At 69.1% G+C, this 17,443-nt stretch carries 15 protein-coding genes; 11 read left to right on the top strand and 4 right to left on the bottom strand.

Annotated features, from left to right (window positions below; genetic code table 11):
* Positions 1–124: 124 nt before the first annotated feature.
* The 4 genes from ACIRON_RS20575 to ACIRON_RS20560 all read left to right on the top strand — a co-directional run bounded on the left by ACIRON_RS20575 (position 125) and on the right by ACIRON_RS20560 (position 4,492).
* Positions 125–1,396 carry an ABC transporter substrate-binding protein gene (locus ACIRON_RS20575; RefSeq protein ID WP_402994957.1) on the top strand — a complete coding sequence of 424 codons (1,272 nt, stop codon included), beginning with the start codon at positions 125–127 and terminating at the stop codon, positions 1,394–1,396.
* Between the two features lie 99 nt (positions 1,397–1,495).
* Complete coding sequence (locus ACIRON_RS20570; RefSeq protein WP_402994955.1) at positions 1,496–2,434, top strand: carbohydrate ABC transporter permease; 939 nt, start codon at positions 1,496–1,498, stop codon at positions 2,432–2,434.
* Positions 2,431–3,300 (top strand): carbohydrate ABC transporter permease, encoded by an 870-nt coding sequence (locus ACIRON_RS20565; RefSeq protein ID WP_402994953.1) that lies wholly within the window; start codon positions 2,431–2,433, stop codon positions 3,298–3,300. Before ACIRON_RS20570 ends, ACIRON_RS20565 begins: the two co-directional genes overlap by 4 nt.
* A 7-nt stretch (positions 3,301–3,307) precedes the next feature.
* Positions 3,308–4,492: an AGE family epimerase/isomerase gene (locus ACIRON_RS20560; protein WP_402994951.1), complete on the top strand. Its 1,185-nt coding sequence runs from the start codon at positions 3,308–3,310 to the stop codon at positions 4,490–4,492.
* A 2-nt stretch (positions 4,493–4,494) separates the two neighbouring features.
* On the opposite strand, the gene ACIRON_RS20555 is transcribed toward ACIRON_RS20560, so the two are convergent.
* Positions 4,495–5,406: a dioxygenase gene (locus ACIRON_RS20555; RefSeq protein WP_402994949.1), complete on the bottom strand. Its 912-nt coding sequence runs from the start codon at positions 5,404–5,406 to the stop codon at positions 4,495–4,497.
* Positions 5,407–5,503: 97 nt separating this feature from the next.
* On the opposite strand from ACIRON_RS20555, the gene ACIRON_RS20550 reads away from it, so the two are divergent.
* From ACIRON_RS20550 to ACIRON_RS20535, 4 genes are all read left to right on the top strand, one after another.
* The gene (locus ACIRON_RS20550) at positions 5,504–5,992 is read left to right on the top strand and encodes a MarR family winged helix-turn-helix transcriptional regulator (protein WP_402994947.1); all 489 of its coding nucleotides are present in this window, start codon (positions 5,504–5,506) and stop codon (positions 5,990–5,992) included.
* 2 nt (positions 5,993–5,994) lie between these two features.
* Positions 5,995–6,735 carry an AAA family ATPase gene (locus ACIRON_RS20545; RefSeq protein WP_402994945.1) on the top strand — a complete coding sequence of 247 codons (741 nt, stop codon included), beginning with the start codon at positions 5,995–5,997 and terminating at the stop codon, positions 6,733–6,735.
* A gap of 408 nt (positions 6,736–7,143) precedes the next feature.
* Positions 7,144–8,385 (top strand): DUF222 domain-containing protein, encoded by a 1,242-nt coding sequence (locus ACIRON_RS20540; RefSeq protein ID WP_402994943.1) that lies wholly within the window; start codon positions 7,144–7,146, stop codon positions 8,383–8,385.
* 207 nt (positions 8,386–8,592) lie between these two features.
* Positions 8,593–9,765: a Cmx/CmrA family chloramphenicol efflux MFS transporter gene (locus tag ACIRON_RS20535; RefSeq protein WP_402994941.1), complete on the top strand. Its 1,173-nt coding sequence runs from the start codon at positions 8,593–8,595 to the stop codon at positions 9,763–9,765.
* Here the strand turns inward: ACIRON_RS20535 and ACIRON_RS20530 are convergent.
* Complete coding sequence (locus ACIRON_RS20530; RefSeq protein ID WP_402994939.1) at positions 9,762–11,027, bottom strand: alpha-L-fucosidase; 1,266 nt, start codon at positions 11,025–11,027, stop codon at positions 9,762–9,764. The two genes, ACIRON_RS20535 and ACIRON_RS20530, sit on opposite strands and share 4 nt — an antisense overlap.
* Positions 11,028–11,125: 98 nt before the next feature.
* On the opposite strand from ACIRON_RS20530, the gene ACIRON_RS20525 reads away from it, so the two are divergent.
* The 3 genes from ACIRON_RS20525 (at position 11,126) to ACIRON_RS20515 (ending at position 15,077) form a co-directional block, all read left to right on the top strand.
* Entirely contained in the window at positions 11,126–12,223 is a 1,098-nt protein-coding gene (locus ACIRON_RS20525; RefSeq protein WP_402994937.1) for a TetR/AcrR family transcriptional regulator, read from the top strand.
* A gap of 89 nt (positions 12,224–12,312) precedes the next feature.
* The gene (locus ACIRON_RS20520; protein WP_402994935.1) at positions 12,313–13,809 is read left to right on the top strand and encodes a carboxylesterase/lipase family protein; all 1,497 of its coding nucleotides are present in this window, start codon (positions 12,313–12,315) and stop codon (positions 13,807–13,809) included.
* The gene (locus ACIRON_RS20515; RefSeq protein WP_402994933.1) at positions 13,806–15,077 is read left to right on the top strand and encodes an MFS transporter; all 1,272 of its coding nucleotides are present in this window, start codon (positions 13,806–13,808) and stop codon (positions 15,075–15,077) included. Before ACIRON_RS20520 ends, ACIRON_RS20515 begins: the two co-directional genes overlap by 4 nt.
* A gap of 5 nt (positions 15,078–15,082) precedes the next feature.
* On the opposite strand, the gene ACIRON_RS20510 is transcribed toward ACIRON_RS20515, so the two are convergent.
* Positions 15,083–16,261, bottom strand: coding sequence for a TetR/AcrR family transcriptional regulator (locus tag ACIRON_RS20510; protein WP_402994931.1), 1,179 nt, complete (start codon positions 16,259–16,261; stop codon positions 15,083–15,085).
* 27 nt (positions 16,262–16,288) lie between these two features.
* The gene (locus tag ACIRON_RS20505; RefSeq protein ID WP_402994929.1) at positions 16,289–17,434 is read right to left on the bottom strand and encodes an acyl-CoA dehydrogenase family protein; all 1,146 of its coding nucleotides are present in this window, start codon (positions 17,432–17,434) and stop codon (positions 16,289–16,291) included.
* Between the last annotated feature and the right edge of the window lie 9 nt (positions 17,435–17,443).

Below are 17,443 nucleotides of genomic sequence, written 5' to 3'. Positions count from 1 at the left end.
TGAAAACGTCCGGCGTTATGCGTTGACTGGACAGAACCGAGAGGCGTACGTTGTCCCGGCACGCGACCGCGAGTAACCCAGATCACACACCGACGTGGCGGTCGCGCAACCGGAGGATTCAACAATGAACGCAACGCGTAAGGCCCTGGCCGCCGGCCTGGCCGCCCTGAGCCTGCTGGCGGTCTCCGCCTGCGGGAGCGACAGTGGCGAGACCGACTCCAATGAGGTGGAGGTCTTCACCTGGTGGGCCGAGGGTAGTGAGAAGGCCGGGCTCGACGCCCTGGTCAAGGTGTTCGACGAGCAGAACCCCGACCTGAAGTTCGTCAACGGTGCCGTCGCCGGTGGCGCCGGCAGCGACGCGAAGAACGTGCTCCAGTCCCGCCTGCAGAACGGTGAGCCGCCGGCCACCTTCCAGGCGCACGCTGGTGCCGAGCTGACCGACTACATCAACGCCGGCCAGATCGAGGACCTCACCGACCTCTACGAGGAGAAGGGTTGGAACGAGCAGTTCCCGGAGGGTCTGCTCGAGCGTCTGACCCAGGACGGCGGCATCTACTCCGTCCCCTCGAACATCCACCGCGCCAACGTGCTGTGGGCCAACCCGGCCGTCCTGGAGAAGGCCGGCATCGAGGCCAACAAGACCTACGACTCGCTCGACGCCTGGATCGCCGATCTGAAGAAGATCAAGGCCAAGGGCATCATCCCGCTCTCGATCGCGACCGACTGGACCCAGGTCCACCTGCTCGAGACCGTGCTCCTCGCCGATCTGGGCGCCGAGGCGTACAACGGTCTGTGGGACGGCACGACCGACTGGGGCGGCAGCGAGGTCGAGGCCGCGCTGGCGGACTACAACACCCTCCTCTCGCTGACCAACACCGACCGCCAGGGTCTCGACTGGCCGGACGCGACCCAGCTGGTCATCGACGGCGACGCCGCGTTCAACGTCATGGGTGACTGGGCCGAGGCGGCCTTCCAGGAGCAGAAGAAGACGCTCGGCACCGACTACACCGCGGTCCCGGTCCCGGGCACCGACGGCGTCTTCGACTTCCTGGCCGACTCGTTCACCATGCCGGTGGACGGCCCGAACCCCAAGGGCACCGAAGCCTGGCTCGACACCATCGCCAGCGACGAGGGCCAGGTGGCCTTCAACAAGGCGAAGGGCTCGATCCCGGCCAGCACCACGGCCGACACCGCCGACTTCGGTGAGTACCAGCAGACCGCGATCAAGTCGTGGGGCGAGGACGAGATCGTGTCCTCGCTCGCCCACGGTGCCGCGACCTCGGTCAACTGGCTGACCGATATCACCGCCGCCGTCGCGAAGTTCGGCAGCAACAAGGACGCCGCCGAGCTCCAGGAGGGCCTCGTCGAGGCCGCCGAGGACAACAAGCCCGAGTGACGGGGCTCTCCCGAGCCTGACGAGATCATCTGGTCCGAGGGGCTGCGGCCGCACCAGCTGCCGTGGCCCCTCGGCCGCCCCTTGTGAAAGGACGGACACATGTCCTCCACGGTGCCCAGCGCCGTCAAGCGGCCACGACGGCCCAAGGGCCGCATCGGCGGCCACGGGTGGGTCGCACCCGTACTCCTGATCCTGCCGACCGTCATCGTCATCGGTGTCTTCGTCTACGGCCTGATCGGGTCCAACATCAACACGTCCCTGCAGGACCGGCACACCATCGGGCCGTCCCAGGGTTTCGTCGGTCTGGACAACTATCGAGACCTGTTCTCCGACGACGACTTCATCTACTCGCTGCGCAATCTGCTGCTCTACACCGCGACGTTCCTCGTCGGCACCCTGTGCCTGGGGTTCCTGTGGGCGTGGCTGCTCGAGCGCAAGGCTCGCGGCGAGTCGCTGTTCCGGGCCATCTACCTGTTCCCGATGGCGGTCTCGTTCGTCGCCTCCGGTGTGGTTTGGCGCTGGCTGCTCAACAACGCCGAGGGTGACCGCGCCTCCGGCCTGAACCGGCTCTTCGACACTCTTCACCTCGACTTCCTGCAGAACCCGTGGTGGACCGACGAGCGGTGGGGCATCCTCGCGATCGCGGTCCCCGCGATCTGGCAGCTCAGCGGCTACGTGATGGCGCTCTTCCTGGCCGGCTTCCGCGGCATTCCCGAGGAGCTGCGCGAGGCGGCCCGGATGGACGGCGCCTCGGAGTGGCAGCTCTACCGCCACGTCATCTTCCCGCAGCTGAGCCCGGTCGCCCTCTCGGCGATCATCATCATCGGCCACATGTCGCTGAAGGTCTTCGACCTGATCATGGCGATCGCGGGCCAGACCAACTACACGACCCAGGTCCCGGCCACCCAGATGTGGATCGAGTTCACCCGCGGCGACTACGCCAAGTCGGCCGCCATCGGCACCGTCCTGCTGGTGATCGTGGCCATCCTGATCGTTCCCTACCTCGTCTCGACCTACCGTCAGGAGCGCCGCCGATGACTACCGATGCCATCCCGGCAGCCGTCGCGACCAAGATCCCGGGCCAGCGCTCGCGCGGGATCTGGCGCACGATCAAGTACGTCCTGCTGATCGTCTTCGCGCTGATCGTCCTGATCCCGGCGTACGTCCTGATCGTGACCAGCTTCAAGGGGCTCGGCGACGCGACTCCCGCCAACGCCTGGAAGCTGCCCGAGTCCTGGGAGACGGCCGGCTGGGCGCGCGCCTGGGAGCAGCTCGGCCCGGCCCTGGGGCGCACCTTCGCCATGGTCATCCCGGCCTCGATCATCTCCTCGTTGCTCGGCTCGATGAACGGGTTCGTGCTCTCGAAGTGGCGGTTCCCGGGTGCCGACGTGGTGTTCACGCTGATCCTGTTCGGGATGTTCATCCCCTACCAGGCCGTGATGGTGCCGCTGGTGCAGCTGATGGGCAACCTCGGTGTGCCCTCGGGAGTCCCCAGCCTGATCGTGCTGCACGTCGTCTACGGCCTGCCGATCACCACGCTGATCTTCCGCAACTACTACGCGGGGGTCCCGGTCGAGCTCGTCGAGGCCGCTCGGGTCGACGGCGCCGGCATGCTCCGGACGTACGCCTCGGTCATCCTGCCGATCTCCGCGCCGGCGTTCGTGGTGGTGCTGATGTGGCAGTTCACCTCGGCCTGGAACGACTACCTGTTCGCGCTCTTCTTCTCCACCTCGCAGAACGGGCCGGTGACGATCGCGCTCAACTTCTTGGCGAGCGGTCAGCTGCAGGACTACTCCGCCAGCATGGCGGGCGCGCTGATCGCGTCCGTCCCGACCCTGATCATCTACATCCTGCTCGGCCGCTACTTCGTGGGCGGGCTGATGGCGGGATCGGTCAAGGGATGATCGACCGGTGATCGACACAGACGCCGAGTGCCGCCGGCTGGCCGGGTTCGCCCGGCCGTCGGCGGCCTCGCCCGCCGGCTTCTGGTGGCTGGACGAGTCCGGTCGCCCGGATCCCGGGGAGCCGGTGCACACCTGGATCACCGCCCGGATGACCCACGTCTTCGCGCTCGCGCACCTGCGCGGAGATCTCTCCGACGCCTCGGACCTCGCCGCTCATGGCATCCGGGCGCTGTCGGGTGCGCTGCGCGACGACGAGCTCGGCGGCTGGTACGCCTCGGTCTCGGGTCAGGGCGAGCCGGTCGGCACCCTCAAGGAGGCCTACGCCCACGCCTTCGTGATCCTGGCCGCGAGCAGCGGCGTCGCGGCCGGTGTGCCCGGTGCGGACGCGCTGCTCGACGAGGCGCTGGGCGTGATGCAGCAGCACTTCCTCGACGAGGACGGCCGAGTGGTCGACAGCCTCGAGCGCGACCTGGCGTCGGGGGAGGCCTATCGCGGGGCCAACTCCAGCATGCACACCGTCGAGGCGTTCCTGGCCGCCGGTGACGTCACCGGTGACCGCGCGTGGCACCGGCGGGCGCTCGCGATCGCCGAGCACCTGATCCACGGTGTCGCCCGCTCCCACGGCTATGACCTGCCCGAGCACTTCGACCTCTCCTGGTCGCCGCTGCCGGACTACAACGCGGACCGTCCCGGCGACCCGTTCCGCCCCTACGGCTGCACGCCGGGGCACCTGCTGGAGTGGTCGCGGCTGCTGCTGCACCTCGACGCCTCTCTGCCGGAGCCTCCGTCGTGGCTGGTCGAGGACGCGCGGGCGCTCTTCGCGCGTGCCGTCGAGGTCGGCTGGTCTCCCGACGGCGAGCCGGGCTTCGTCTACACGACCTCGTGGGACGGCACCCCCGTCACCCGCCTGCGGCTGCACTGGGTGGCCGCCGAGGCGATCGCCGCCGCGGGCGCCCTGCACACCCGCACCGGGGAGGCGGGCTATGACGAGTGGCGCGAGCGCTTCGAGACGTACGCCGCAGAGCACCTGCTCGACCACGAGCTCGGCAGCTGGCATCACGAGCTGGACGAGCACAACCAGGTCTCGCACGTGATCTGGCGCGGCAAGCCCGACATCTACCACGCCTATCAGGCGCTGCTGCTCGCGCGAATGCCGCTGGCCCCGGTGCTGTCGGTGCAGCTGCGCCCGTAGCCTCAGGCGGCTTGGAAGGAGCGGCGGGAGAGGCCCAGGCCGTAGCCGTCCAGGGTGGTGGTGACCGGCGCGGTCGGGTCCGTGGCGGCGCCCAGGGTGACGAAGAGCGGGGTGAAGTGCTCGACGGTCGGGTGGGCGTACGGCATGCCCGGGGCGGCGGTGCGGAACCTCGCCAGCTCGGCGACGTCGCCGCGGTCCAGGGCGTCGGCGGCCCAGGCGTCGAAGTCGGAGGACCAGCCGGCCGGCTTGTTCTCGGTCATCATCTCGCGGGTGATGAAGGGCAGCCCGTGGGTCATGTGGCCCGAGCCGACCACGAGCACGCCCTGCTCGCGCAGCGGCCGCAGGCGCTCGCCGAGGGCGAGCAGCTTGTCGGGGTCATCGGTGGGCAGCGAGAGCTGCACGACCGGGATGTCGGCGGCCGGGTACATGATCTTCAGCGGCACCCACGCGCCGTGGTCGAGGCCGCGGCGGGTGTGCTGGTGGGCGGTCTCGGCATCGGGCATCAGCGCCGCGGTCGTGCGGGCGAGCTCGCTCGCGTCCGGGGTGTCGTAGCGCACCGAGTGGTAGATCGGGTCGAAGCCGCCGAAGTCGTAGACCAGCTCGTCGGGGCGGGTCGCGCTGATCGAGAGCGGCGCCGACTCCCAGTGAGCGGAGACGACCAGGATGGCCTTCGGTCGGGGCAGCGACCGTGCCCAGCTGTACAGCGGGTCGAGCCACTCCGGGCTCTGCAGCGGCAGCGGTCCACCGCCGTGGGACAGGTAGAGGCTCGGCAGCGGCCCGTCGGCCGGCGTCCAGACGCGGTGCGGGTCGGCCGCCTCGCGCGCCTGGACCGTCCGCAGGTGCTGGGCGAACGGGTGCGTCTGCGGGAGGCGGGCGTCCGCGGCGGCGGTCGTGCTCTCGGGGGCGGTGGTCATGGCGGGCTCCTGCGGTTCGGCGCAATAGTTGTTGCTTGAACTAACTCTACGCGACCGTTGTTTGTTCCGGACAACTTTCTGCGGCACACTCCCTGGCGTGGAGGGCAACTGGCTGTCGCCGGCGGAGCGGGCGGCATGGGTTCGCCTCATCGCCGTGCTCGAACTGCTCCCGGGGACCCTCGACTCCCAGCTGCGCCGCGATGCGGGCCTGACCCATTTCGACTACGGCGTGCTGGCCATGCTCTCCGAGGTGCCCGACCGGACCCTGCGGATGACCGAGCTGGCCGGCTACACCAACGCCACGCTGCCGAGGCTCTCCAACGTCGTCAAGCGCCTGGCCGACCGCGGCCTCATCGAGCGCCACAGCTGCCCGGGCGATCGCCGCGCGACCAACGTACGTCTCACCGAGGCCGGCCACGAGAAGATGGTCGCCTCCGCCCCCGGTCACGTGGACGCGGTGCGCGAGTACGTCTTCGACGCCCTGACTCCCGATCAGGTCGACCAGCTCTCCGAGATCGCCGGGAGCGTGCTCGAGCGCCTCGACCCGACCGGCACCCGGCGCCCGCCGATCGATCCGGCGGGCTGAGGATGCGGTTCGACGAGCGCTACGTCGCCCGGATCACCCTCGACCCCCGTCACGACACCGGTCGGTACCCGTTCACCCTGCCGGCGGTCCGCGAGCTGGCCGATGGGGACGGCATCGAGCTCGACGAGCGGGTGACGTTCCTCGTCGGCGACAACGGCACCGGGAAGTCCACGATCATCGAGGCGATCGCGGTCGCCTCGGGGTTCAACGCCGAGGGCGGCTCCGTCTCCTTCCGGTTCGCCACCCGCGCGACCGAGTCGTCGCTCGCGGACTACATCGTGATCGAGCGCGGCCTCAAGCGGCCCCGCGACGGCTATTTCCTGCGTGCGGAGTCGTTCTACAACGTCGCCACTGAGATCGAGCGCCTCGACCTGGACACCTCGGACTCCTACGGCGGGGTCTCGCTCCACGAGCGCTCCCACGGTGAGTCGTTCCTCGACCTGGTGATGCACCGGTTCGGGCCTGGTGGGCTCTATATCCTCGACGAGCCCGAGGCAGCGCTCTCGGTCAAGGGATGCCTGGCGCTGGTCGCGCGCATCATCGAGCTCGCCGACGAGCGGTCCCAGTTCATCATCGCCACCCACTCGCCGATCCTGCTCTCGGTGCCCGGCGCGAAGATCCTGCAGTTCTCCGAGGACGGGAGTGCCGAGGAGGTCGCGTACGACGACGCCGAGCCGGTCAATCTGACTCGGCGGTTTCTGTCCGATCCGGGGCGGTATCTGCGGTACGTCTTGGAGGACTAGGTCTCTGGTGCCTGGGTTCCAGCGTGGGTGGGGCCAATACCGGGTTTGGGTTGGGAGATTTAGAAGCAGGGTGTCTGGGTTGGGTGCCATTTGGCTGTCTTGCGCGCCTTCCAGCAGCGGTCTGGGTTTGGTTGGGGATATCTGTCCCTGATTGGGTTCATTGGTTTTGCTTTGTGTGGTAGGCTCGGCGCAGGCGTGAACGTTATGGCCGACCACCTCGAAAGAGGCGTGCCCTTCCACTCGAGACACAACGGGGGTGGGGTAATCCAGGGGAACCAGGGGCGTGAACGCTGAGCTGCGAGGGTAAGTAATAGCCCGTACTGCCGGGCCTCCGAGACCAGCGAACCAACCGGGATTCTGCACGGGCAGAAACCCCTTGAGTTCGTACGTCGGGAGGTGACCGAATCGATGACCACGCTGCAACAGCCACAACACCCGGTGCTCTCGGCCGTGGTTGCGGTCACCACCTCGCTCGAGGCGGTCGCCGAAGCGAACCCGGTGTTCATGGCCACCGAGCAGAAGGCCACCACGCTGCTCGAGATCGCGCGGGCCAAGGCGCAGCTGGCCGAGCTCGAACTGCGGGTGCTCGCCACCGCCGAAGACGTCGCTGCCCAGAGTGCTGCCCGTGATGTCGCGGCCTGGTTACATCACCACACCCACCAACGCCCCGAGTCCCTCCGTGCCGACCTGCGACTGGCCGCGGCCGTGGACCGGAACTACGGGCTGGTGGCTGCCGCGATGCGCACCGGTGCCTGCAACCCGGCGCAGGCCCAGGTGATCGTGCATGCTCTCGACGACCTGCCCGCTGATCTCGATCCCGAGATCCGCATCAAGGCAGAAGAGGCCTTGGTCGCCTATGCGACCCGGTTCGACCCCACCCAGCTCCGCCGCCTCGGCCGCCGCATCCTGGATGTCATCGCCCCGGAGGTGGCCGAGGCCGAAGAAGCGAAACGGCTGGCCGCCGAGGAGGCCCACGCCCGGAAGAAGACCCGCCTGGCGATGCGGCGCCTCGGGGATGGCACCACCCGGATCTCGGCGGTGGTTCCGGATGCGGCCGCGGACCGTCTGGCCACCAACCTGGAGGCGTTCGCCTCCCCGCGGCGTGATGACGGGACCCGCACCGAGACCGGTGAGTACCTGCCCTACGACCGCCGCCTGGGACGTGCGTTCTGTCAGATGTTGGAGACCCTCGACCCGGCCCGGCTGCCGATCCACAGCGGGGATGCGACCACGGTGATCGTGACCATCGACATCGACCAGCTCCGCAAAGAAGCCGGCATCGCCCAGATCCCCGGTGGGTCCCCGATCACCGCCGCCCAGGCCCGACGGCTGGCCTGCACCGCCAACATCCTCCCCGCCGTCCTCGGCAGCGACTCCGAGGTCCTCGACCTCGGACGCAAGGAACGCTTCTTCACCGCCGCCCAACGCCGAGCCCTCCTGCTCCGGTCAGCAACCTGCGAGGCCGAGGGCTGCGACATCCCCGGCACCTGGGCTGAGGCCCACCACTGGATCGAATGGGCCCAAGGCGGGGCCACCGATCTCGACAACGCCGCCTTGCTCTGCAGTCACCATCACCACCGCGCCCACGACCCGGACTACCTCCACGAACGCCTCCCCAACGGGGACATCCGATTCACGCGCCGGACATGAGCCGAGACCTGTGGTGATGCCTTCGGGTAGTGTCCGGGGCATGTCGAGTCCCGAGTCGGACAGGTCAGGGGCTGCCGGTCACACCGCCAGCCCCGTGAACCACTGAGCACATCCGCCCGCCTTCCGCGCGGGTGAGTGTGGCGTACTCCGGGCCGCCGGCCGTCGTGACCAGAAGCGTCCCTGTGACCTCTCACTTCGGAGTACTCGATGCCTGTTGCCCTCTACCTGCTTGCCCTGGCGGTCTTCGTCATGGGCACCTCGGAATTCATGCTCGCGGGGCTCGTTCCCGCGATCGCCGCGGATCTGGACGTATCAGTCGGCACGGCCGGGCTGCTGACCTCCGCGTTCGCCGTCGGGATCGTCGTCGGCGCTCCTGTGATGGCTGCGTTCGCCCGACGCTGGCCACCTCGGCTCGCGCTGCTCGGCTGCCTGCTCGTGTTCGCGGGGTGTCATGTTCTCGCGGCGGTCACGCCCGCGTTCTCGCTCCTGCTCGTCGCTCGCGTGCTCAGTGCCTTCGCCAACGCGGGGTTCCTCGCGGTCGCCCTGAGTGCTGCCACCAGGCTCGTGCCCGAGAACCAGAAGGGTCGTGCGCTGGCGATCCTTCTCTCCGGCACGACGATCGCCATGGTGGCGGGGGTTCCCGCGGGGGCGCTGCTCGGCACCGCAGCCGGGTGGCGGACGACGTTCTGGGCGATCGCGCTGCTCTGCGTCCCCGCCGCGATCGGGATCCTCCGGGGCGTTGCGTACGCTCCGGGCCGGACGGCCGCAGACGGCCCCGGGCTCCGTGCCGAGCTCGACAAGCTTCGCTCGCCCGGTCTCGTCCTCGCGATGGCGCTCGGGGCTCTGGTCAACGGCGGCACCTTCGCGGCGGTGACCTATCTGGCGCCGGTCGTGACCGAGACCGCGGGCCTGGCCGATGAGTGGATCTCGGTGATGCTGGTGATGTTCGGCATCGGGTCGTTCCTAGGCGTCACCCTCGCGGGGCGGCTCTCGGACCGCCGGCCCGGCCTCGTGCTCGCGGTCGGCGGCTCGCTGCTGCCGGCAGGGTGGGTCGCGTTGGCGCTCGCCGCGGCCCATCCTGTGCTCTTGCTCGGGCTGGTCCTCCTGCAGGGCGTACTGGCGTTCGGGGTGGGCAGCACCTTGATCGCGCGGGTGCTCTACGCCGCCTCGGGTGCGCCGACGATGGGTGGGTCGTACGCGACCGCCGCGCTGAACGCCGGAGCGGCGGCCGGACCTGTCCTCGGTGCGCTGGGCCTGGCGACCGGGGCGGGCGTCCTGGCGCCCGTGTGGGTCGCGGCCGCGCTGACGGCCCTGGCTCTGGTCGTCATGCGGCTGTCAGGTCCTGCCCTGACGAAGGCGGTTCCCGCGCATCTCCTCTAGTGGGACTCGTGCTCGCGGTGCACCGAGACCTCGCCGTCGAGCTCGAGGGCGATCACGGTGCACAGCGGGTCGAGGGCGTTGTCGGTGGTGAAGACGTACTCCCAACCGGGGACCTCGTGGAGGCCGCCGATGCGCTGGTGGTCGAGCTCGGCGCCGCTCCCGAGGACGTACGCCTTCAGCACCTGGTTGCGCAGGCCGCGGACCACGACGTAGTCGTTGGGGCGGTCCAGGACGTAGAGGAACAGGGTCCGGCCGTCGGCCGAGACCGCGGTCGGCCCGTAGAAGTGGCCGTGGGGGAGGCCGCGGCGGATGCCGCGGACCGCGGGTGAGTGGCGCGAGACCCAGTCGCCGAGGGCCTCGAGCCGCTCGGTCTGCTCGGGAGTGATGGTGCCGTCCTCGCGCGGGCCGACGTCGAGCAGCAGGTTGCCGCCACCGCCGATGGTCTCGACGAAGGTGCGCACGAGCTGGCGCGGTGACTTGTGGTTGTCGTCCTGCGGCTGCCAGCCCCAGGAGTCGTTGATGGTCAGGCAGAGCTCCCAGGGGCCTTCCGGCGGCACGATCGGAACGCCCTGTTCCGGGGTCACGTAGTCGCCGTGGCCGAGCATCCGGCCGTTGACGACCATCTCGGGCGCGAGCTCGCGCAGCTCGGCACGCAGCTCCCGCATCCGCCACTGCCGCTCGTCGCGCTCCCACTCGCCGTCGAACCACAGGAGGTCCGGCCCATAACGGGTCACCAGCTCACGGATCTGGGCGCGGTGGAACTCCAGGTAGCGCTCCCAGCGCTCCGGCTTCTCGGCGCCTGGCCGTGGGACCGCGTAGGGGTTGTCCTGGACCACGTGGTGCTGCACCTCCGGCCGCACCGTGGCGTAGTCCGGGTGCGACCAGTCGAGGTGGGAGAAGTAGAGGCCGACCTTCAGCCCCCGGCGGCGTACGGCCTCGACGAACTCGGCGACGAGGTCGCGTCCGGCCGGGGCCTGGGTGACCACGGAGAGGTCGCCGACGGCGGTGTCGTAGAGGGCGACCCCATCGTGGTGCTTGGCGGTGAGCACGGCGTAGGTCGCCCCCGACCGCTCGAAGAGCTCGGCCCAGGCGTCGGCGTCGAACTCCGAGGCTGTGAATCCGTCGATCTGGGCCATGTAGTCGGCATAGGGGACCCTGCCGTCGTAGAACGACCAGGACTCCGCGACGCCGTCGACGCTGTAGATGCCCCAGTGGACGAAGATGCCGAGCTGTGCCTCGGGGAACCAGGATGCGATCGCCACGACGACACCATAGTGGCGGGACCCTGACCGCCTAGGCTGATCCGGTGGCGAACAACGTACGAACCCGTCCCAAGGACCGACGAAATTCCATTCTCGCGGTGGCGAGCGCCCGCTTTCACCGGCACGGGTACGTCGGGACCAGCCTGGAGGACATCGCCGGGGAGCTCGGGATCACGGCGCCGGCACTCTATCGGCACTTTCGTGGGAAGGATGCGCTCTACACGGCCGTCCTCGATGCCCATCTGACCCACCTCGAACGGTGCGTCGGAGAGGCGTCCTCCGCAGCGGAGGCAGTTGCCGGGCTGGCGCGGGTCGCCGTCGAGCGGCCGACGCTCGGGATGGTGTGGAACGCCGACCGGCGGCGGCGTCTGGTCGATCCGGGACACGCGATGCAGCAGCGGTTGGTGGCGACCGCCGACAGGCTCGGCACACTGCTCGGGGACGGCGAGGCGTCGGAGCTGAACCTCCTGTTGGCGCGCGCCGTGCTGGCCGCGACCTCCAGCACCGGCTTCTACTCCTCGCCGCTGGGGCCGGAGGGGCAGGCCGCAGAGCTCGAGCGGGCGCTCGACGCCGTGGTGGCCTTCCGCAACGCCGAGCCGCTCATCGATCTCGACGCCCCCGAAGAGCGCGTCGCCGCTCGTCCGTGGGCCACCCGTCGCACCGCGCTGCTCGACGCGGCGGCGTTCCTCATCGTCGAACGCGGTGGCTTCCATGCGGTGACGATCGAGGACATCGCCACGGCCGCGGGCGTCGGACCCAATGCGCTCTACCTTCAGTTCGACGGCAAGGCCGATCTCCTTGCGGCCGTGCTCGATCGGGCGGCCACCTGGTTGACCAGCGCACTCGAGCAGGCGTCGGCCTCGTCCGGCTCGGCTCCTGAGGCGCTCGAGCGGGTCATTACCGCCTCGCTGGAGATCGGCGCGCGGCACCCCTCATGGACGGGCACCTTGGCCGACGAGGTCTCGAACCTGACCGAGCCATGGTTCACCGAGGTGACGGCGCGCGTCGACGTCTACCTGGATGAGTGGCTGGCCCTCGCGTGCGCCAATGCTCCGGACCTATCGATCGAGGCGGCGCAGGTCCGGATCCGGGCTGCGCTCGCGGTCCTCGATGACCGGGCACACGAAGCGAGGAAGCGTCGGGTGCTGGCTCCTGGTGACATGGTGCGCCTCTGCAGCAAGATCCTCTTAAGTTAACGAACAGAATTCGCTGGCCGGGCATACATGCCTCTTGAGAGCGGCATTGACTGATGTTAAGTTAATGCTCACTTTTCAGGAGGTACATCGTGGTGCGCACCCAGACTCTCGTCGACACAGACCGCGGAACCGTTGCCGGCGTCGAGGATCGAGGAGTCTTCCGGTTCCGAGGGATTCCGTTCGCCGCCTCTCCGTTCGGGCTCGACCGGCTGCGGCCACCGGCCCCGGTCGCTCGGTGGGACGGGGTGCGGGAGGCTGTCGAAGTGGGCCTGGGTGTGCCGCAGGGGCGGTTCCCGGACGACCCGCTCGATGCGTACTTCAACCCAGCCCGCCAGGGAGAGGACTGCCTGAACCTGGAGATCGTCACGCCTGACCCGGGTGCGGCCGGACTGCCTGTCATGATGTGGATCCACGGCGGCGGCTTCATCACCGGAACCGGGTCGGCCCCAGCCCATGACGGCCTGAGCTTCGCTCGCGACGGCGTCGTCCATGTCGGGATCAACTACCGGCTCGGGGCGGACGGCTTCACGTACTTCGACGACGGCATCGAGAACCTCGGGCTGCTCGACCAGATCGCGGCGCTGGAGTGGGTGCAGCGCAACATCGCCGCGTTCGGTGGCGACCCTGATCAGGTCACGATCGCCGGCCAGTCCGCCGGTGCCATCGCCGTCCTCGACCTGATGGCGATGCCCGCTGCCGATGGACTGTTCGCGCGGGCGATCGCGATGAGCGGCTCACCTGTCGTCTCGGTGAACGCCGAGGCGGCGCTGCGAGCGACCCGTCGGTTCGCCGAGCGGCTCGGGGTCGAGCCGACGCGGGAGGCGTTCGCGGCGCTCCCGCTCGACCGTCTCGTCTCCGGGACCCTCCCGATGGCGATGGACTTCATGGACTTCACCAACTGGGGTGCGGAGTCGTTCACTGTGAGCCCGTTCCGTGCAGTGCACGGAACGGAGAGCATGCCCCTGGATCCGCTCGCGGCCGCGGCCGGTTCCGGCGTACCCCTGCTGACGGGGACGACGCGCAACGAGACCTCCGGCTTCATGACGGCACTGGGACTGTTGCCTGAGCTGCCTCCCGAGGTCGGTGAGTCGATCCTGGCGCTGTTGGGTGCCGACACCGACGTACGCCGCGGCTACTCCGACCGCGCCCTCGGCCTCGAGGCGACCACCGCCCTGGTCGAAGCGGCCTGGACCGACTGGGTCTTTCGGATCCCGACTCTCGGCCTGGTCGACCGGCGGGTTGCGGCCCACAAGTCCCCGTCGTACGTCTACGAGTTCCACTGGGAGAGTCCGTCGCTTCCGCCAGGTCTCGGCGCCAACCACGCGCTGGACGTGCCGTTCATGCGCGATGACCTCGAGACCATCCGTGATGTCGGACCCGCCGGCGCGGCGCTGGTCGGTGGTGACGCGCCGCAGAGGCTCGCCGCCGAGATGCATCGCGCCTTCACCGACTTCGTCCGCACCGGTGACCCAGGATGGACGGAGTACGACGCGACGAAGCGGCCGACGATGGTCTTCGACGCCGACAGTGCCGTGCGGAACGATCCCGCTGCGTCGGAGCGCCACGCCTGGGCGGGGAAGCGATGACGACCGCCGAGCCGACGAGCCGGTCTGTCGCCGAGGTGCCCCAGGTCGGCAGGCTCGGTGGCCTGTTGGCGGCGTACTTCGGGGTGCAGCTCTTCGTCAACGTCACCAACGGCGCAGTGGTCAACTCGCTGATCCCCAACCTGATCGTCCAGCTGGCGCCGCAGGACAAGGTTGCGATCCTCGGCGGGGTGGGAGCGATCGGTGCTGTCGCCGCGCTCGTCGCGCAGCCGATCTGGGGCCTTCTCTCCGATCGCACCAGATCTCGGTGGGGTCGCCGCGCGCCGTGGGTTCTCGGCGGCGTGGTCGGTCTGTCGGCCTCGTTCCTCGGCCTCACCGCCGCCGGGTCGGTCGCCCTGGTGCTGGTCGTGGCGGGCCTCATCGCGCTCTTCTACGCGATGGTCGCTGCGCCGCTGGCGGCGGTGGTGCCTGACCGGACCCCCGAGTCACGGCGCGGCGTCTTCTCCGCGCTCGGCTCGCTGGGCGTCTTCGTCGGAGCCCTGATCGGGATCGTCTTCGCCTCGGCGTTCGTGGACGCCCTGAGCACGGGGTTCGCGGTGATGGCCGCTGTCGTCCTGATTGGAGGCGTACCGTTCGCGCTCTGGCTGCGTGAGCGACCGGCGGACGACCCCGAGCATGCGAGCGCCACCGTCGGCCGGGTCTCCATCACCGAGACGCTCAAGAGCTTCGTGATCAGTCCGCGCGAGCACCCGGACTTCTACTGGGCGTTCGTCGCGCGCCTGGTCCTCATGGTCGGCTACTGGTCGATCGTGTCGTTCCAGCTCTACATCCTCGACGACTACATCGGCCTCGGACTCGAGAGAGCCAACCAGCTCTTCCCGGTCACCACGACGATCCTCTTCCTCGGCATCATCGTGGCGGTGGTTCCGTCGGGGATGATCTCGGACCGCATCGGCCGTCGCAAGCCGTTCGTGGTCGTCTCCTCGATCATCGTCGCTGCGAGCACGATCGTGCCGATCCTCTGGCCGACCGTCACCGGTGCCCTCGTCTCAGTGGCCGTCGGTGGTCTGGGCGTCGGGATCTACTTCGCAGTCGACCAGGCCCTGATGACACAGGTCCTGCCCGACGCCACGAGTGCCGGCAAGGACCTCGGTGTCCTCAACATCGCCCAGGCCGGCGGTCAGGTCCTCGCCCCGCTGGTTGCCAGCCTCGTCATCGGGCTCTCGGGCTACGCCGCGCTCTACGCGGTCTCGACGGTCATGGCCGTGCTCGCAGCCTTCGCGATCCTGCCCATCAGGTCGGTGCGCTGATGGCGTCAGTCGTCGACCAGCAGCCGCGTGGCGATGTCCGCGACCTCCTCCCAGCCCCCACGGAGGAGCTGAGGCGCGCGGGCGAGGTCATTGATGATCTTCAGCACGGCGTGCACCTCGACCCGCAGAGCCGCCACCGAGCGGTCCGGAGCGAGATCACGTGCCAGATGGACCCACTCGTCGACGTAGTCACGTTGGGCCTGGATGAGCGGAGCGGCGTGCTCCTCGGGCAGGTTCCGCGTCTCGGTCAGCAACACGTCGACGACATGCGGGTGCCGAAAGGCGAAGCGAGCGTACGAGCCGATGATCTCGGTCAGCGCTTCTCGGGGCGTCCGCGACTCGACCAGTGCTTCGTCGATCGTCATCTGGAGGTAGGCGTTCCCCCTCGTCAGGGCCGTGACCAGCAGGTCTGACTTCGTGGGGAAGTACTCATACAGGCTGGAGGCGCGCATTCCGAGGGAGCTCGCGATCTGCTCCATGCTCACCGATGCGTACGTTCGCTCGGCGAAGAGGGCGGTGGCCCGCCTGAGGACCTGTTCCCGCTTGGCCCGTCTACCCAGCCGCTGGAGCCCGTCTCCCGGAACCGTGGTCCCCGGGGCGGACGGCTCCGACCACGACGCGGTGAGCACGAGGACACGATGCGCCAGTCCGGCGAGCGCCTGGTCGAAGGTGGGACGAGGCAGATCGGTGTGATGGAACGACGGGCTCAGCAGCACCGCCAACAGAGCCGACGCCTGAGCTCCGGACTCGGCGCCGCGCGAGTCCGGTCGAGTGGCGAGCCATGCCACGAACCGTGCCCGAGTGCCGGCTATCGCAGCGTGCGCCGCAGCTCGCTCGGTGTCCGGAAGATGTCTGGCCTCACGCTCCCACAGAACGCCGAAGGGTCGATGATCGAGCGCGAAGCCCGCCAGCGTCACCATGTCGGCGTCGAAGCCGCCCGAGAGACCGGCGAGCGCGGTGTCGAAGGCCTCGATCGCCTCCGTCACCGCGCACGCCAGCACCTCCTGCTTGCTCTTGAAGTGGCGGTAGAGCGCTGACGGGCCGACCCCGACCGCAGCAGCGAGGTCGCCCATGCTGACGTGCTCGTAGCCGCGAGCGGCGAACAGCTCCGCGGCCGCCTCGAGGATGAGCGAGCGGCGGTTAGGCGGTCGCGTCGTGACCGTACGCCGCTGAGTCGAGGTCACCCCAACCGCCTTTCGTGGTCCGTCCGGTCATCCCATCTGGAGCGATCGACCGACGATCTCCTTCATGATCTCGGTCGCGCCGCCATAGATGCGGGAGACCCGTGCGTCCGCGTACGCCCGCGCGATCGGGTACTCCAGCATGTAACCGTAGCCGCCGTGCAGCTGTACGCATGCGTCGACCACACGTCCTTGCAGCTCGGTGCTCCACCACTTCGCCTTGGCCGCGTCGACCGCCGACAGGTCGCCGTCGTTGTGCGCGACGATGCACCGGTCGACGTACGTCTGGGTGATGTCGACCTCGGTCACGAGCTCCGCCAGCCGGAATCTGGTGGCCTGCAGTGCACCGATCGGAGCTCCGAACGCCGTGCGGTTGCGGACGTGCTCCAGCGTCCACTCGAGAGCGGCGCTGGCCTGCGCGAGCGCGCTGACGGCGAGCGAGAGGCGCTCCTGCGGCAGGTTCCTGGTCAGTCCGAAGAACCCGGTTCCTTCCTCCCCGAGCAGGTTGCTGACCGGCACGCGTACGTCGGTGAAGTGCAGCTCCGCGGTGTCCTGGACGTGCATCCCGAGCTTGTCCAGGTTGCGGCCGCGCTCGAACCCGCGCATGCCGCGCTCGATGACGAGCAGGCTGATTCCTCGGTGCGGGTGGTCCCCGGTGCGAACGGCGGTGATGACCAGGTCGGCGTTGATGCCGTTGGTGATGAACGTCTTCGAGCCGTTGACCACATAGTCGTCGCCGTCGCGCACCGCGCGGGTGGCGATACCGGACAGGTCGGAGCCCGTGCCCGGTTCGGTCATCGCGATCGCGGTGATGATCTCTCCGCCGGCGACGCCGGGCAGCCAGCGTTGCTTCTGCTCGTCGTCGGTGAACTCGACCAGATAGGGCATGCAGACATCCGACTGCAGGCTCGGTCCCAGTGCTGCCGGTGCGACCCCGGCGCGGGCGGCCTCCTCGAGCCAGACCGCGTTGTAGCGGAAGTCGGTGACGCCCGCGCCGCCGTACGCCTCTGGTACGGCCGCGAAGGTGCCCAGCTCGGCCGCCTTGATGAAGAGTTCGCGCGGAACGATTCCGGTGTGTTCCCACTTGTCGTAGTGGGGGACGACCTCCTTGGAGAGGAACGTCCGGACGCTCTCGCGGTAGGCGTCGTGCTCGGCTTCGAAGAGAGTGCGTTTCATCGACCCTCC

The sequence above is a fragment of the Nocardioides sp. NPDC101246 genome (assembly GCF_044767415.1).
GTDB lineage: Bacteria > Actinomycetota > Actinomycetes > Propionibacteriales > Nocardioidaceae > Nocardioides.
This window is presented reverse-complemented; position numbering and strand designations above follow the sequence as displayed.

Bases quoted from the DNA above. Each gene is read 5' to 3' on its own strand.
- ACIRON_RS20575 (WP_402994957.1), top strand. From the start codon at position 125: ATGAACGCAACGCGTAAGGCCCTGGCCGCCGGCCTGGCCGCCCTGAGC.
- ACIRON_RS20570 (WP_402994955.1), top strand. From the start codon at position 1,496: ATGTCCTCCACGGTGCCCAGCGCCGTCAAGCGGCCACGACGGCCCAAG.
- ACIRON_RS20565 (WP_402994953.1), top strand. From the start codon at position 2,431: ATGACTACCGATGCCATCCCGGCAGCCGTCGCGACCAAGATCCCGGGC.
- ACIRON_RS20555 (WP_402994949.1), bottom strand. From the start codon at position 5,406: ATGACCACCGCCCCCGAGAGCACGACCGCCGCCGCGGACGCCCGCCTC.
- ACIRON_RS20545 (WP_402994945.1), top strand. From the start codon at position 5,995: ATGCGGTTCGACGAGCGCTACGTCGCCCGGATCACCCTCGACCCCCGT.
- ACIRON_RS20540 (WP_402994943.1), top strand. From the start codon at position 7,144: ATGACCACGCTGCAACAGCCACAACACCCGGTGCTCTCGGCCGTGGTT.
- ACIRON_RS20535 (WP_402994941.1), top strand. From the start codon at position 8,593: ATGCCTGTTGCCCTCTACCTGCTTGCCCTGGCGGTCTTCGTCATGGGC.
- ACIRON_RS20515 (WP_402994933.1), top strand. From the start codon at position 13,806: ATGACGACCGCCGAGCCGACGAGCCGGTCTGTCGCCGAGGTGCCCCAG.
- ACIRON_RS20505 (WP_402994929.1), bottom strand. From the start codon at position 17,434: ATGAAACGCACTCTCTTCGAAGCCGAGCACGACGCCTACCGCGAGAGC.